Annotated in this window: 12 protein-coding genes, 4 tRNA genes and 1 pseudogene; 8 read left to right on the plus strand and 9 right to left on the minus strand. The window is 65.5% G+C overall.

The window, feature by feature from the left end; all coding sequences use genetic code 11:
• Positions 1–26: 26 nt before the first annotated feature.
• Positions 27–2,045, minus strand: coding sequence for a DUF262 domain-containing protein (locus MICSW_RS07825; RefSeq protein ID WP_464495030.1), 2,019 nt, complete (start codon positions 2,043–2,045; stop codon positions 27–29).
• A gap of 149 nt (positions 2,046–2,194) precedes the next feature.
• Here MICSW_RS07825 and MICSW_RS07830 point away from each other — a divergent pair, with 149 nt between their 5' ends.
• Positions 2,195–2,968, plus strand: coding sequence for a hypothetical protein (locus MICSW_RS07830; protein ID WP_228178786.1), 774 nt, complete (start codon positions 2,195–2,197; stop codon positions 2,966–2,968).
• Positions 2,969–3,019: 51 nt separating this feature from the next.
• Here the strand turns inward: MICSW_RS07830 and MICSW_RS07835 are convergent, their stop codons facing one another.
• Positions 3,020–3,526 (minus strand): MarR family winged helix-turn-helix transcriptional regulator, encoded by a 507-nt coding sequence (locus tag MICSW_RS07835; RefSeq protein ID WP_292726701.1) that lies wholly within the window; start codon positions 3,524–3,526, stop codon positions 3,020–3,022.
• Positions 3,527–3,641: 115 nt separating this feature from the next.
• On the opposite strand from MICSW_RS07835, the gene MICSW_RS07840 reads away from it, so the two are divergent.
• Positions 3,642–4,217, plus strand: a complete 576-nt coding sequence (locus MICSW_RS07840; RefSeq protein WP_292726703.1) for an NADPH-dependent F420 reductase — start codon at positions 3,642–3,644, stop codon at positions 4,215–4,217.
• 32 nt (positions 4,218–4,249) lie between these two features.
• Entirely contained in the window at positions 4,250–5,110 is an 861-nt protein-coding gene (locus tag MICSW_RS07845) for a VOC family protein (protein ID WP_292726705.1), read from the plus strand.
• Positions 5,111–5,188: 78 nt separating this feature from the next.
• Here the strand turns inward: MICSW_RS07845 and MICSW_RS07850 are convergent.
• The 3 genes from MICSW_RS07850 to MICSW_RS07860 form a co-directional block, all read right to left on the minus strand.
• Positions 5,189–5,263, minus strand: a tRNA-Val gene (locus MICSW_RS07850).
• A 28-nt stretch (positions 5,264–5,291) separates the two neighbouring features.
• Positions 5,292–5,362 (minus strand) — tRNA-Cys (locus MICSW_RS07855).
• 50 nt (positions 5,363–5,412) lie between these two features.
• Positions 5,413–5,485: transfer RNA gene (locus MICSW_RS07860), tRNA-Gly, on the minus strand.
• 144 nt (positions 5,486–5,629) lie between these two features.
• On the opposite strand from MICSW_RS07860, the gene MICSW_RS07865 reads away from it, so the two are divergent.
• A tRNA-Val gene (locus MICSW_RS07865) sits at positions 5,630–5,705 on the plus strand.
• Positions 5,706–5,714: 9 nt separating this feature from the next.
• Here the strand turns inward: MICSW_RS07865 and MICSW_RS07870 are convergent.
• The 3 genes from MICSW_RS07870 to zapE form a co-directional block, all read right to left on the minus strand.
• Positions 5,715–6,236 (minus strand): type II toxin-antitoxin system PemK/MazF family toxin, encoded by a 522-nt coding sequence (locus tag MICSW_RS07870; protein WP_292726707.1) that lies wholly within the window; start codon positions 6,234–6,236, stop codon positions 5,715–5,717.
• 98 nt (positions 6,237–6,334) lie between these two features.
• The gene (locus tag MICSW_RS07875; RefSeq protein WP_292726709.1) at positions 6,335–7,594 is read right to left on the minus strand and encodes an ammonium transporter; all 1,260 of its coding nucleotides are present in this window, start codon (positions 7,592–7,594) and stop codon (positions 6,335–6,337) included.
• Positions 7,595–7,776: 182 nt separating this feature from the next.
• Positions 7,777–8,808 carry a cell division protein ZapE gene (zapE, locus tag MICSW_RS07880; protein WP_292726711.1) on the minus strand — a complete coding sequence of 344 codons (1,032 nt, stop codon included), beginning with the start codon at positions 8,806–8,808 and terminating at the stop codon, positions 7,777–7,779.
• A gap of 158 nt (positions 8,809–8,966) precedes the next feature.
• Here zapE and MICSW_RS07885 point away from each other — a divergent pair, with 158 nt between their 5' ends.
• On the plus strand, positions 8,967–9,674 hold the full coding sequence (locus MICSW_RS07885) for a dihydrofolate reductase family protein (protein ID WP_292726713.1): 708 nt from the start codon (positions 8,967–8,969) through the stop codon (positions 9,672–9,674).
• Here MICSW_RS07885 and MICSW_RS07890 read toward each other — a convergent pair.
• Positions 9,646–10,854 carry an alpha/beta hydrolase family protein gene (locus tag MICSW_RS07890; protein ID WP_464495041.1) on the minus strand — a complete coding sequence of 403 codons (1,209 nt, stop codon included), beginning with the start codon at positions 10,852–10,854 and terminating at the stop codon, positions 9,646–9,648. The two genes, MICSW_RS07885 and MICSW_RS07890, sit on opposite strands and share 29 nt — an antisense overlap.
• Before the next feature lie 48 nt (positions 10,855–10,902).
• Here MICSW_RS07890 and MICSW_RS07895 point away from each other — a divergent pair.
• The 3 genes and pseudogenes from MICSW_RS07895 (at position 10,903) to MICSW_RS07905 (ending at position 13,936) form a co-directional block, all read left to right on the plus strand.
• A pseudogene (locus MICSW_RS07895) lies at positions 10,903–11,462 on the plus strand (DUF3000 family protein).
• Positions 11,455–12,657, plus strand: a complete 1,203-nt coding sequence (locus MICSW_RS07900) for an HRDC domain-containing protein (protein WP_464495044.1) — start codon at positions 11,455–11,457, stop codon at positions 12,655–12,657. The pseudogene MICSW_RS07895 and the gene MICSW_RS07900 overlap by 8 nt, the downstream one beginning before the upstream one ends.
• A gap of 73 nt (positions 12,658–12,730) precedes the next feature.
• Entirely contained in the window at positions 12,731–13,936 is a 1,206-nt protein-coding gene (locus MICSW_RS07905; RefSeq protein WP_228178819.1) for a thiolase family protein, read from the plus strand.
• Positions 13,937–13,947: the final 11 nt, after the last annotated feature.

Raw genomic sequence — 13,947 nt, forward strand, 5'->3', positions numbered from 1 at the left:
CGCGCGGGGGCATCCGACCAGAGTGATCACATGATCTGCCCGATGTACGAGTACTTGACGAAGACCTCGGGCGCGAGCCCCGCCTCCTCGAGCACTCCCTGCACGGCAGCCATCATGTATCGCGAGTCCCACCCCATGTACAGGTGATGGTCGTCATCCAGGCTGTCCCAGTCACCGTTCCACGCACGCTCGTTGTAGACGGGCCCACCTCGCCGGGAGCAGTACGCGATGACCGCGTCACGCCGATCCGCCCACAACCGCTTGAAGATGCGATTGAAGAGGTACTTGATGTCGGGAACTTCCCAGTGCTCACCGACGTACTCCACATACGAGAATTCGCGCTCCCAGCCTCGGGGCCATCCGCGGCGCGGAATCGCATCCAGAATGGGGGTCAACCCATCGTCGTCGATGACGAGCGGGCCCCGGCGGCGCCAGAGCGTCATCACCTGCTGAGCGAGCTCCGCTGACCGACCGCTGATCGCGGCGGTTCCCCACGTCTCGATCGACGCCAACGGCTGCGTGACGGTCATGGAACTCCTGCCATACACCGTGCGCTTATCGGGGAAGTCCGCGTCGAAGACCTGGGCGGCAAGGGGCTCCTCGAGCAGCGCGAGGTTACCGAGGGTCGCGGCTAGAGCCCGGTGACTGTTCTGTTCGTCCTCGCTGTAGTCCTTCCACCGCCGCCCATCGCCGCCGGTCCAGTCGTCCGACGGCGCTGGCGGGAAGACGTGGTCGATAACGAGGTCATCCTGCGCCGGATCGACGTCGGCCAGCCGGGACAGGACATACTCCGGATGCGGCAGCGGGCTGTGCTTCAGCGCAACACGCACACGGTCATCCGACGGGGTCTGGCGAGAGATCGCAGCCGCGAGTGCGTCGATGCCCTCCCGTGATGCGCGGACGAGGCGGGCAACGAGACGATCCGACCCGACGCTGACCACGTCGCGGCGCAAGAGGAGCGACTGCAGATCGTCGAGCACGCTCAGAAGATCGTTGCGCTCGATCTCGCCGGCGCGGTGGCGCGCGTAGAGCGCCATGATGAGCGGATACATCCCGCGGCCGAACGTGTTGAGGTAGTGCAGACGCGCCCGGATTTCGGGATCCGGTTCCCCCTCGGGGTCAAGCAACGTCGCGTAGAGCTGCGCGAAGGAACGCCACTGTTCTGCCAGGGTTCGAAGCGCCACGGGGTCGAGCCGCGGGAACTGAGTGCGGAATACGTCGTAGACACCGCGACCCGACGCGGTAGTGGCGACCTCGCGTCCGCCGACCATGACGAGGTAGTGGGCCCAGAACGAGGCGATGTGATCGCCGGTGCTGCGCTCGATGGCAGCCCAGTACTCGTCTTCGATGACCAGCTGCTCGGCATGCGAGAGTCCCATGAGCACGTAGTTGTGAATCAACTCGTGGTCGCGCAGTGGCTCGCCCGTGGAGTTCAGGCTCTCGAAAATCTGCTGCGCATTGGCGCCAGTACCCAGCGAAATGGCGACGTGCTCGAGCCGCTGAAGCCCGCGCCAGACCCGGGCCACATCATCGGCGGAAATCTGGCTACGGAAGAACGCGTAGTTGTCGGCGAACCGTGAGGGCGCGGGGACCCCATCCGCAGCCCCAACGACGACGTCCCGGAAGGCTCCTGCCCACTCACGGTGAGGCCGAAGCTTCGTGTCACCGGTGGCAGCGTGAAGGAGCACGCGCTCAAGTTCTGCGGCAAGGGCGGCGTCTTCGTCCCGGATGGTGTGGAACAGCGCGGCGACCAGCAGCATCAGTGTCGTGATGCGTTGCTGTCCGTCGATGAGCACCCATTCCTCCGTGTCGTCGCCCGAGCGGGGACTCGAAGAATCGGCGGCGCTGAGAATCGAGCCGATGAAGTGCATCTGATCGGCATCCCGATCGGCGACAGCGCGGATGTCGCTGAGGAGTTGCTCGCAGCCCCCGATATCCCAGCGATACTGGCGCTGATACACCGGGACGACGATGGTCGCCTGCGCCGACGCCAGCCACGCGACCGTGTTGACGGCGTGAGCGCGGATGTTCGTCGCGGTGATCATCGAGTGTCTCCTCAGGCTGCGTGGACGACCCCGACGAGTCTAATAATCACGGCGCGGATGCCCAGGTTCCCGCGCAGGGCCGGAGGTAGGGTTGCCTACGTTGGGCCTGTAAAAACGCGCTGGCTCACCGACCGAAAGGCACAAACCCTATGGGTTACATCAAGAGCGCCGCTCTCGACGAGACCGGCTTTGTCGTCCTCGACAGCTACAACGATCCGATCGATCCGAAGGAATGGCTCGACATCGAGTACGTGGATTGGAAGTCCTCGGGTGACACTCGTTTCGCACCTCTTGCCTCTGCCAAGGGCGAGATCGAGTGCAACGGCTTCTGGAACCACCAGCCGCCCCGTACCGACAAGGACGGCGTCTGGATCGATTCCCAGACCGCACTTGCACCAACCCTCACCGCCCGGGCGAAGGAGCCAGGCGCGAACGTGGGACGGTGCCGCATCATCGAGCTGCAGCCGAACTCGTACGCCGACTGCCTCTACAACCTCCACCAGGACGACAACAACCGCCTCAACCCCGACGGCACCGGTTGGGTCGTTCGTGGGTTCTTCAACCTGACCGATGACAAGGACAGCTACTTCGTCCTGCGTGAGAACCGCACCGACCCGAGCATCGAGTACCGCATCGCGCTGCCGGCTGGTGCTCAGTTGATCGTCGACACGCAGCGTCTCTGGCACGCCGTCCACCATCAGGGCGACGAGCCGCGCTACTGCCTCATCACATCCTGGACGTCTGGCCCGGAGCTTGACGCCTACATCGAGAAGTACCACGGCAAGCCCACCACCGAGTACTACCCCGTCTCGGAGGAGATCCGCGAGGCCGGCCAGGCCGAGCAGGCGCGCCGGGATGCAGCCCGTGCCGCGTACTACGCCGCAAAGGGCCAGAAGGAGAAGCTCGCGATGAGCGAGGCCTGATCCACAGCGACCCGAAGGCCCTCATCCGATGAAGGACGGGGGTCTTCGTCGTTACGTGCTGGAATCGACCGGCACGTGTCGTGCGTGCGCAGCGAGACTCTGGGTCGGGTCAAGGCGATCAAGAATGATCTCCGCGATCTCGCGCAGCAGCGCCTGCTGGGTCGGGGAGAGCGCGTCGAGCACGAAAGAACGCACGTTGGCGACGTGCCCTGGTGTGGCCGCGATGACCTTGCGGCGTCCAGCACTGGTGAGTTCGACATCCGTCGCACGCGCGTCCTCAGGCGCCGGGAGGCGCCGAACGAATCCTCGCTCTTCGAGGCGTGAGACGACATGCGACAGACGCGGAAGCGTGGCGTTTGACTCGATCGCCAAGGTGCTCATCCGCAGTGTGCGCCCATCGCTGAGTGCCAGTAGCGAGAGGACGAAGTAGTCGAAGTGGCTGAGCTGTTCATCCCGCTTCAGCTGCGTGTCCAGTTGTTTGGGGAGCAGTTCGAGTACGGCAACGAGCGGAACCCAGGTGGCCCGCTCCTCGGCCGTGAAAGATCGGGTTCTGTGCATTGTGCGATTCTACGGGAATAGTTGTTGCTACAACTATGTTGGGCAGTCACATAGCTCGCATGGGCTATCCACCTCCCGCAGGCCCGCGGGACTCTCAGAGAAGGCAGGTCACATCATGAGCACGATCACCATCTTCGGCAACGGAAACATGGGCGGGGCCATCGCCGGCGTCCTCGCTCGCGGGGGCGCCTCGATCCAGCACATCGTCAGCGGTGATACGGACGCAACGATCGAGGGCGACCTTGTCGTCCTCGCCGTCCCGTATGGCGCCCTCGAGACGATCGCAGCAACCTACGGCGAGCAGCTGACGGGCAAGACCGTCGTGGACATCACGAACCCCCTGAACTTCGAGACGTTCGACTCCCTCGTGGTGCCGGTCGGCTCATCGGCTGCGGCTGAGCTCCAGAAGGCTCTGCCGGGCGCACGCGTCCTCAAAGCCTTCAACACGAACTTCGCGGCTACCCTGGCGGCTGGAACGGTCGGAACCGAGAAGACCACGGTGCTGGTCGCCGGAGACGACGCTGACGCGAAAGCTGCCTTGATCAACGCTGTCACCGCCGGTGGGCTTGCAGCGCTTGACGCCGGCGCTCTGGCGCGTGCACACGAGCTTGAGGCGATCGGCTTCCTCCAGCTGACCCTGGCTGCCTCCGAGAAGACCAGCTGGACCGCTGGCTTCGCGGTCGTCCGGTAACGGCTCTGGACGACAGGAACGAAAGGTTCGGCATGTCTGACAAGCTCGCGGCAGCAACCCACATGGGAGCGGTCACTCTGAAGGTCGGAGACCTGGATGCGATGATCCGCTACTACACCGAGGCGGTGCCGCTGCAGCTTCTCAGTCACGCCGGACCGACCGCCACGCTGGGACGTGGCGGCGTTCCCGTACTGGTCCTTGTTCACACGCCCGAGCTCCGTCACGCCGCGTCCGGGCAGGCGGGCTTGTATCACACGGCAATCCTGTTCGAGACAGAAACTGCCCTCGCTTCGGCTGTGGCATCGGTCGCACGTCGGGCCCCTGGAACGTTCACCGGCAGCGCCGATCACCTCGTCAGCAAGGCCTTCTACTTCACGGACCCTGAGGGCAACGGTGTCGAGTTGTATTGGGACCGCGCCCGAACGCAGTGGTCCTGGACGCACGGACAGGTCGAGATGGACACCCTCTTCCTTGACCCGAATCAGTTCCTGCGCGAGCACCTCAGCGACCCGTCCACCGAGCCTGACAGCATCCGTGCGGCGCGAGTCGGGCACGTCCACCTCAGCGTCGGAGACGTAAGCATAGCGCGCGATTTCTATGTCGACCGGCTGGGGTTCGACGCCACGCTGGACTTCCACGGCTCGGCGCTGTTCGTCTCCGCCGGTGGCTACCACCACCACATGGCGATGAACGTGTGGAACAGCCGCGGCGCCGGGCGGCGTCAGCCCGCGCTGGGCCTCGGTGAAGTCAATCTCCTGGTCCCATCGAGTGACGACCTCGGCGCGCTCGATGAACGGATGCGCCACCACGGTGTCGACGTGGCCGATGACGGCGCGACACTTACCTTCGAGGATCCCTGGGCGAATTCGATCCGGGTGGCCCTGGCCGCGTAGTGCGCAGCGAGCTTGCGCGGAACCAACCACCTGGACACACGAGAAAACCCCCGGAACTCCGGGGGTTTTCGTTGTTCGTGGTGCGCGATACTGGGATCGAACCAGTGACCTCTTCCGTGTCAGGGAAGCGCGCTACCGCTGCGCCAATCGCGCCTAAAAAAGGCTATTCAGTTGTCATGCGAGGTGGCGACGGGATTCGAACCCGTGTAAACGGCTTTGCAGGCCGGTGCCTAGCCGCTCGGCCACGCCACCGTGTGTGGTTCGACCCACGTGTCGTGCTCCCGAAGGAAGCCCCGCACTCGAGCGGATGACGAGACTCGAACTCGCGACCCTCACCTTGGCAAGGTGATGCGCTACCAACTGCGCTACATCCGCATTGCACCACCGTGTGGCGCTTGATCGACTTTAGTCGAGAATCGCCGCCGCGCAAAACCGAAACGGCTCCGCGCGTGTCGGGGTCCGCGGTCGTGTGCTCGACCAGGAATCCGGTAGGATCGAGACTTGGCCCGCGAGGGTCTTGGGCGATTGGCGCAGTTGGTAGCGCGCTTCCTTCACACGGAAGAGGTCATCAGTTCGAGTCTGGTATCGCCCACCACATTCGGCATCATCGGCGCCTCTCGGCGTCCCATCCGTAACGGCGGCGCAGTGCGTTGGCGACGAGCACGAAGCGATCGAGATCCAGCGCCGCCGCCTCACGACGCATGCCCCGACGGTGCACACTGTAGAGCTGCTCGATGTCGACCCAGGATGCTCTCCCTCGCCCATCCCACGGCCCTGAGCCGATCGCGATGTAGCCTCCCTCGCCGTCGTGCGGTTGGCTGGTCAGTCGTACGGCATAGACGTGATCGGCGTCCTGGCGCCCGATCACGAGGACTGGCCGATCCTTGCCTCGCCCGTCGCCTTCGGCGTAAGGCACCCAGGTCCACACGATCTCGCCGGCGTCAGCGTCCCCGTCCGCGTCGGGTGCATAGCTGATCTTCAGGCCGTTCGCGCCAGGTGAGGCAATGAGCCGGGTGCGGACGGTGAGCGGCGGCGCGTCGGGGGCGGCATCCGTGCGCACGTTTCTGCGCACCGGCGGCGTGAGCGCACGAGCAACCTTGCGGACAAACGAGGACAGCCGATTCACCAGGTCACCCTAGCTGCCGAAGACGCGCGGAGACGCCTCAGGGGCGCCGCGAACCATTCGCGACGCCCCTGAGGGTTGGGAGACGAACTCCCGGCAGATCAGACCTGCTCGGCGAGCGAGTAGCCCTCTTCGCCGTGCACGCTGGTGTCGACACCGGCGAGCTCGTCCTCGTTCTTGATGCGGAAACCGATCGTCTTCTCGATGGCGAAGCCCAGGATCCAGGCGACGACGAAGGAGTAGATCAAGACACCGAAGGCTGCGATCGCCTGCACCGCGAGCTGCTCGAAGCCGCCGCCGAGGAACAGACCCGTCTCGGTTGCGAAGAAGCCGAGGTACAGCGTTCCGACGACACCACCGACGAGGTGGATGCCGACAACGTCGAGCGAGTCGTCGTAGCCGAGCTTCCACTTGAGCTCGATCGCGAAGGCGCAGATGACACCGGTGACAAGACCAAGCAGGAGCGCCCAGCCGGGGGTCAGGAACGCACACGCGGGGGTGATTGCGACGAGACCGGCGACGGCACCCGAGGCGGCGCCGACCGACGTGGCCTTGCCGTCCTTGAACTTCTCGACGATCAGCCAACCGATGATGGCGGCAGCGGTTGCACCGAGCGTGTTGATGACGATGACGCCAGCGAGCGAGTCGGGGCCCATTGCGCCGTACGAGCCGTCACCGTTGAGCCAGTTCGCCTCTGCACCCGCGTTGAAGCCGAACCAGCCGAACCACAGGATCGACGCGCCGAGCATGACCAGCGGCACGTTGTGCGGCTTCTGGATGCCCTTCTGGAAGCCGATGCGCTTGCCGAGCACGAGCGCCAGGGCAAGAGCTGCAGCACCCGCGTTGATGTGAACGGCAGTACCACCCGCGTAGTCAAGAACCGCGATACCGGACTCCTCGCCGAACAGCGTGGTGCCGAGGTTCATGATCCAGCCGCCGCCCCAAACCCATGCGGCCACAGGGAAGTAGACGACTGTTGCCCACACACCGGCAAAGATCATCCACGATCCGAACCGGGCGCGGTCAGCGATGGCGCCCGAGATCAGGGCCACCGTGATGATCGCGAAGGTGGAGCCGAAGAGCGCGAGCACGAAGTCGGAGCTCGAGAGCTCAGGCGACGAGAGTGCGAAGTTCGAGAAGGGGTTTCCTGCGAAAGCCCAGGGGTCGCTCACGGCGGCCATGTTGAATCCGTACAGGATCCAAAGCACAGCGATCAGAGCCATCGCGCCGAAGCTCATCATCATCATGCTGATGACGCTCTTCGCCTTGACGAGACCACCGTAGAAGAAGGCGACGCCGGGCGTCATGAACAGGACTAGCGCCGATGAGGTAATACCCCAGGCGAGAGTTCCAGCATCCATTGAGAGTCCTCAATTCGTGTCGTGTGTCGAAAGCTGCACCGACGCGGGTAGCCGATGCACTTGCGGAGCCAGTCTCGCGGCGACCGGTTTCGACCAGAGGGCGCCCCGTGTTTCGCGTCTGTTACACGACCGACGCTCAGGTAAACATCAGGTTTCGGGCGACCCCGAGGTCGCCACGAAATTCACGCGAGCGTCGATGCGACCAGGCGCGAGATCGCCCGGAGATACTTCTTGCGATACCCACCGGCCAGCATTTCCTCCGGAAACACCCGGTCCAGGGTGATGCCGGTGGCCCGAATCGGGATCTGCGCGTCATAGATGCGGTCGACGAGAGCGACGAACCTCAGCGCTGCGGACTGATCGGTGAACACCGACACGTCACGCAGACCCACCAACGACACCCCCTCGATGAGACGGATGTACCGGGAAGGGTGCACGCGCGCCAACTGAGCGACCACATCGTCGAAGGCGTCGTCGCTGACCAGTGCCTCGCCGGATGCCGATTCGATTGCCGCTTCGTAGTCGGAAGCCTCCAGGGCCACCGCGTGTCCGTCTACGTCGCGGTGACGGTAGTCGGTGCCGTCGATCCGTATGGTCTGGAAACTCTCGGCCATCGCGTGGATCTCACGCAGGAAGTCCTGCGCCGCGAATCGCCCCTCACCGAGCGCATTGGGTGGGGTGTTCGATGTCGCCGCCAGCCGGGTTCCCGTGGCGACCAGCTCGCCCAGCAGACGCGTCATGACCATCGTGTCGCCGGGATCATCGAGTTCGAACTCGTCGATGCACAGAAGGTCGGCGCCGGTGAAGAGTTTGACGACGTTCTGGTAGCCCAGGGCCCCGACCAGCGCCGTGTACTCGATGAACGATCCGAAGTACTTCCGCCGCACCGGCATCGCATGGTAGATCGCGGCGAGCAAGTGCGTCTTGCCGACCCCGAACCCGCCGTCGAGGTACACGCCGGGCTTCAGTTCGGGCTGCTTAGGACGGCGCCGGAACAGCCCCCCGCGCGGCGCGTCGGGTCGTCCACCGGCAAAGGCGATGAGCATCTCCTTCGCCTCCTGCTGTGACGGGAAGGCCGGGTCGGCGCGGTACGACTCGAAAGACGCGTGCGCGAACTGCGGCGGAGGCGTGAGTGACGCCACCATCTGGTCGCCGGAGAGTTCGGGCGAACGCGTTGCGAGGTGGACGATGCCGGTGGGGCCGGATGCTGGCATGGGTTGCTTCCGCGGCGGAGACGGATGCGGGCTGGCCGCGTGCCGCCTAGAGTCAGGGGGGCGGGAGGACCCTCCTACCTTACGCGGGCTGTCGCCGCGCCCCGCGCACCCGAAGACTCCCCCGACCGAACTCCCGTGGGCACAGAGAGGATCTCTCCATGATCGTGACCGAGCTGTCTCCCCGAAGTCTCGACACGATCGAGATCGATGCCGATCGTGATGCAGCACGCGCGTGGATCGCCGCGCGCTACGGGTCGGCGGAGGCGGAGACTGTGCGGCTGAACATGATCACCTCCCTCACCGGGTCCGCCGTCGGCGGTGACGGCACCAGCGAGACGCTCACCGGAGGAGCGGACCGGCTAATTCTCAGCGCTATCCGCGCGGCGGCGGATGCCGTGATCGTCGGGGCGCAGACAGTTCGCGCCGAGAGCTACCTTCTCCCCCGGTCCGCCACTCTTGCGGTCGTGACGCGCTCTGGCTCACTCGAGGGGTTGCGAGTCTCGGACGAGGCGAGCCAGCGCCTCATCGTCCTGTGTCCCGCGTCACGGACGGAGCAGGTCGAAGCCTCAGTCGCTCACCCTTCCGCCGAGGTCGTCGGACTGCCCGCCGATGAAACGACACCGCAGCAGATCGTCGACGCTCTCCGAGACCGGGGCCTTCGTCGCCTCGTGTGCGAGGGTGGACCGTCGCTGGCTCGACAGTTCGCGGAGTCGGGGATCATCGACGAGTACTGCATCACTGTCGCGCCCGCGCTGACGCCCGCCGATCATCCGTTTCTGGGGATCAACGACGCCGTCGAGACGGAGATCGCGGGTCACCTCGTCGACGACACGGGGTTCACGTATCTGCGTCTGCGCGCTCGCTGACGAACCCGTGCTGTGTCAGCCACCGCGTGATCCTGCCCGTCCAGCGCTCCTGGTCGTAGTTCCACAGCTTCGTGTGGCGGGCGACACTGAAGACGTCGAGGTCCACGAGGTCGGGGCGTGCAACCACCAGATCGTGGGAAGCATCCGAGGGGACGAACCCGTCATCGTCGCTGTGGAGAATGAGAATCGGATGCCGCAGCTCCGCCGCACGGGCAAGCACATCGAGGCGTCGGAAGGGGATCGCAGCGCCGGCGCCGGTGAGGGCCGTCGCCCAGTCGGCACCGAGGACGGTGATCGCCAGGCGCGTGACAGCCGGAGGCAGCTTGATGAGCCGCGCTTGGTAATCGAGCACGATGCGCCAATCGACGACCGGTGAGTCGAGAACGAGGCCGACGATGAGATCGCGATGGGCCGAGTTCAGGGCGAGCTGCAGTGCGATCGCTCCTCCCATGGACCACCCCATGATGATGACTCGCTTCGCCCCCCGGCGGCGGGCGAAGCCGACAGCGGCGTCGACGTCGCGCCACTCGGTGGCACCGAGTGTGTAGGTGCCCGAGCGGCTCCGAGGCGCCTCGCCGTCATTGCGATACGAGACGACCAACGATGTGATCCCCAGTGCGTGGAAGATCGGCACGGCGCGTAGGCACTCCGCTCGTGTGGTGCCACGCCCGTGCACCTGAATCACCCAGATCTCACCCTCGCCGGCGGGGAACAACCAGGCGGGGCAGGGTCCGAGCGCCGAACCGACCAGCTCCGGACTGAAGGGCAGATGCAGTTCTTCGGGACGCTCGTAGTACCACCCGCTGAAGGCGGCATCCCTGACGATCCGAGCCTGGGGGCCGACATGAGTGAGAAGCTTGCGCTTGACCGTGTCGGCCGTCTCCGACAGCACGGATCCGAGTTTGAGGTAGCGCTCTGTTCCCGTGGTGAACAGGCCATACCGGCCAGCCAACTCGGTGTCGGGAGTGCGCGTGAGCGTGATGGTCTGGGCGGACGTATCAAGCTCGAGGATGCGGCAATCGGGGATGCGCGCTGCCGGCGTGACCACCTTCCTCGCCATTCGGACGGCGATCCCGCCCCACAGCGCGAGGACAGCGCCGAGGGCCAGCGAGATCACCGCAAGGGCCGCCTTGACGATAACGACGTACTGTGGGGAGGCGGCGCGCCTGGACTCGACCATGGGGTCCTCACTCTAGTCTGTCGGGGTGACCGGAGACCTTCTGTCGGGGTGGCGTTCGACGACGTGGCCGCGGTGATTCGCGAGGCCACCTTCCGTGACGACCTCACGGTCCGCGAGATTCCCGCACCGACCGGCCTTGCTCCTCACGCCCTCGCTCTGGCCGCTGACGTGAGACCCGAGGCAGCCGGCACCGACTCAGCGTACGGAACGGGTCGCTTCATCCTGTTGCACGACCCGGACGAGCCCTCCCAGTGGAACGGAGCGTGGCGCATCGTGTGCTTTGCGCAGGCGCCACTGGAGCCCGAGATCGGCATCGACGCGCTGTTGGCGGATGTGACCTGGTCGTGGCTCACGGACGCCCTGCAGGCACACGCCGCTACCTATCACTCCCCCTCAGGCACCGCGACGAAGACCCTCTCGAAGGGATTCGGGAGCCTTGCCGACGAGGGCGATGGCGCGCAGATCGAACTTCGCGCCTCGTGGACACCGACCGCGAACCTCGACGCGCACGTCGAGGCGTGGGCAGAGCTGGTCTGCATGCTCGCGGGACTTCCCCCGGATCTGAGCAGATCGCAACGGTGACCTCCCGCAGGGTGAGCCGTGGCTGAGTACACCGTGATCACGGATGCCGACGGATTGCATCGTGCCGCCGCTGAGCTCGCAGCAGGCGAAGGCCCGGTGGCCGTCGACGTCGAGCGCGCCTCCGGATTCCGCTACTCGCAGCGCGCCTACCTCGTTCAACTCTTCCGCCGTGGCGCCGGCGTCTTCCTGGTCGACCCACCAGCTGTCGGTGCCGACTTCACGTCACTGCAACAGGCAATCGGTGACCTCGAGTGGGTCTTTCACGCCGCCAGTCAGGACCTGCCTTCCCTGCGCGAGCTCGGCCTCGAGCCTCCGACGATCTTCGACACCGAACTGGCATCACGACTTCTCGGACGAGAGCGTGTGGGCCTGGGTGCCGTCGTCGAAGAAACCCTCGGCGTCACCCTGGCAAAGGCACACTCGGCATCCGACTGGTCCACTCGTCCTCTTCCGCAAGCGTGGCTCGAGTACGCCGCGCTCGATGTCGAGTACCTGATCGATGTGCGCGACATCCTTGTCGAGCAGCTCGCGGATGCCGGCAAGACGGCGTTCGCGGCGCAGGAGTTCTCTGCGGTCCTCACCCGGGAGCCCAAACCGCCGCGGGAGGATCCCTGGCGCCGGCTCAGTGGTCTCCACACGGTGCGTGGACGCCGGGGGCTCGCGATCGCGCGGGCGCTGTGGCTCGCCCGTGAAGAACTAGCGATCACGCAGGATGTCTCGCCAGGGCGACTCGTGCCCGACCGTGCTCTGGTCGCGGCTATCCTGGCCGACCCGAAGACCAAGCAGCAGCTCGCGGCGGTCAAAGAGTTCACCGGCCGAGCCAGCCGCTCCGAGCTCGATCGGTGGTGGGCAGCATTCGAAGCAGGACGCGCCGACCCCGACCTGCCACCCGAACGGGTGCGAAACACCGACACGATCCCGCCGGTAAGGGCGTGGGCCGATCGCGCGCCCGAGGCTGACGCCCGTCTGAAGGCCGCCAAGCCGGCGATCGACGAACTCGCGCAGTCGCTGCACATGCCGGTCGAGAACCTCCTCACCCCGGAGCTGCTCCGACGCGTCGCCTGGGCTCCCCCGGCGTCGATCGACGCCGAGTCCATCGGCGCAGCGCTGTCGGAACTCGGTGCGCGACCCTGGCAAATTGAGCAGACTGCACAGGTGATCGCCGAAGCCTTTGTGGAATCCGGTCAACCCTCGCCGGAGGCCTCCGAGAGGGCTTCGTAGGTTCGACCCAACCGATTCCGCGCCGTTTTGACTCCTTCCTAGGCTGGCGTCATTCCCAATCCTTGGAGGCAGAGTGGCCGAAATGTCGGACGTCTTCTTCGTCGACGGTATGCGCACCCCATTCGGGCGCGCGGGCGAGAAGGGCATGTACTGGAACACCCGGGCTGACGACCTGGCAGTCAAAGCGATCATCGGACTGATGGAACGCAATCCCGACGTTCCGAAAGACCGCATTGACGATGTTGCGATCGCCGCGACATCACAGACCGGCGATCAGGGACTGACGCTCGGCAGGTCTGCGGCGATCCTCGCCGGACTGCCGATGACCGTTCCTGGCTTCGCGATCGACCGCATGTGTGCCGGGGCGATGACGAGTGTCACCACGATGGCCGGCTCGATCGGTTTCGGCATGTATGACCTTGCGATCGCCGGCGGCGTTGAGCACATGGGCCGCCACCCGATCGGCTCCAACGCCGACCCCAACCCGCGCTTCGTCGCGGAGAAGATGGTCGATCCGGGCGCGCTGAACATGGGCGTCACCGCTGAGCGGTTGCATGACCGCTTCCCGCAGCTCACCAAGGAGCGCGCCGACCGCTTCGGCATGAGGAGTCAGCAGAAGGCGCAGGCAGCCTATGACGCCGGAAAGATCCAGCCTGATCTCGTCCCCGTCGCGATCAAGACTGCTGAGGGTGCCTGGGGGCTCGCGACGGAGGATGAGGGTCGCCGCCCGGAGACGACGATGGAAGGGCTCGCATCGCTGAAGACCCCGTTCCGCCCGCACGGGCGCGTTACCGCGGGCACGTCATCACCGCTCACAGACGGGGCCACGATGGGGCTTCTGGCCAGCGGCGACGCGGTCAAGCAGTTCGGGCTCGCCCCCAAGATGCGACTGGTGTCTTTCGCTTTCGCGGGAGTGCAGCCCGAAATCATGGGCATCGGGCCCATTCCTTCTACCGAGAAGGCGCTTCAGAAAGCCGGCCTGACGATCGATGACATCGGGCTGTTCGAACTCAACGAGGCCTTCGCCGTGCAGGTGCTGTCACTGCTCGATCACTTCGGCGTGGCGGATGACGACCCTCGCGTGAACCAGTGGGGTGGCGCCATTGCTCTGGGGCACCCGCTCGCGGCATCCGGCGTGCGGCTGATGATCCAACTTGCGGCACAGTTCGCCGAACGCCCCGACGTCCGGTACGGCTTGACCGCCATGTGCGTGGGTCTCGGGCAGGGCGGTTCGGTCGTTTGGGAAAACCCGCACTACAACGGCAAGAAGAAGAAGTAGGAGTTCGCCGC

The organism is Microbacterium sp. SW12 (assembly GCF_055391095.1).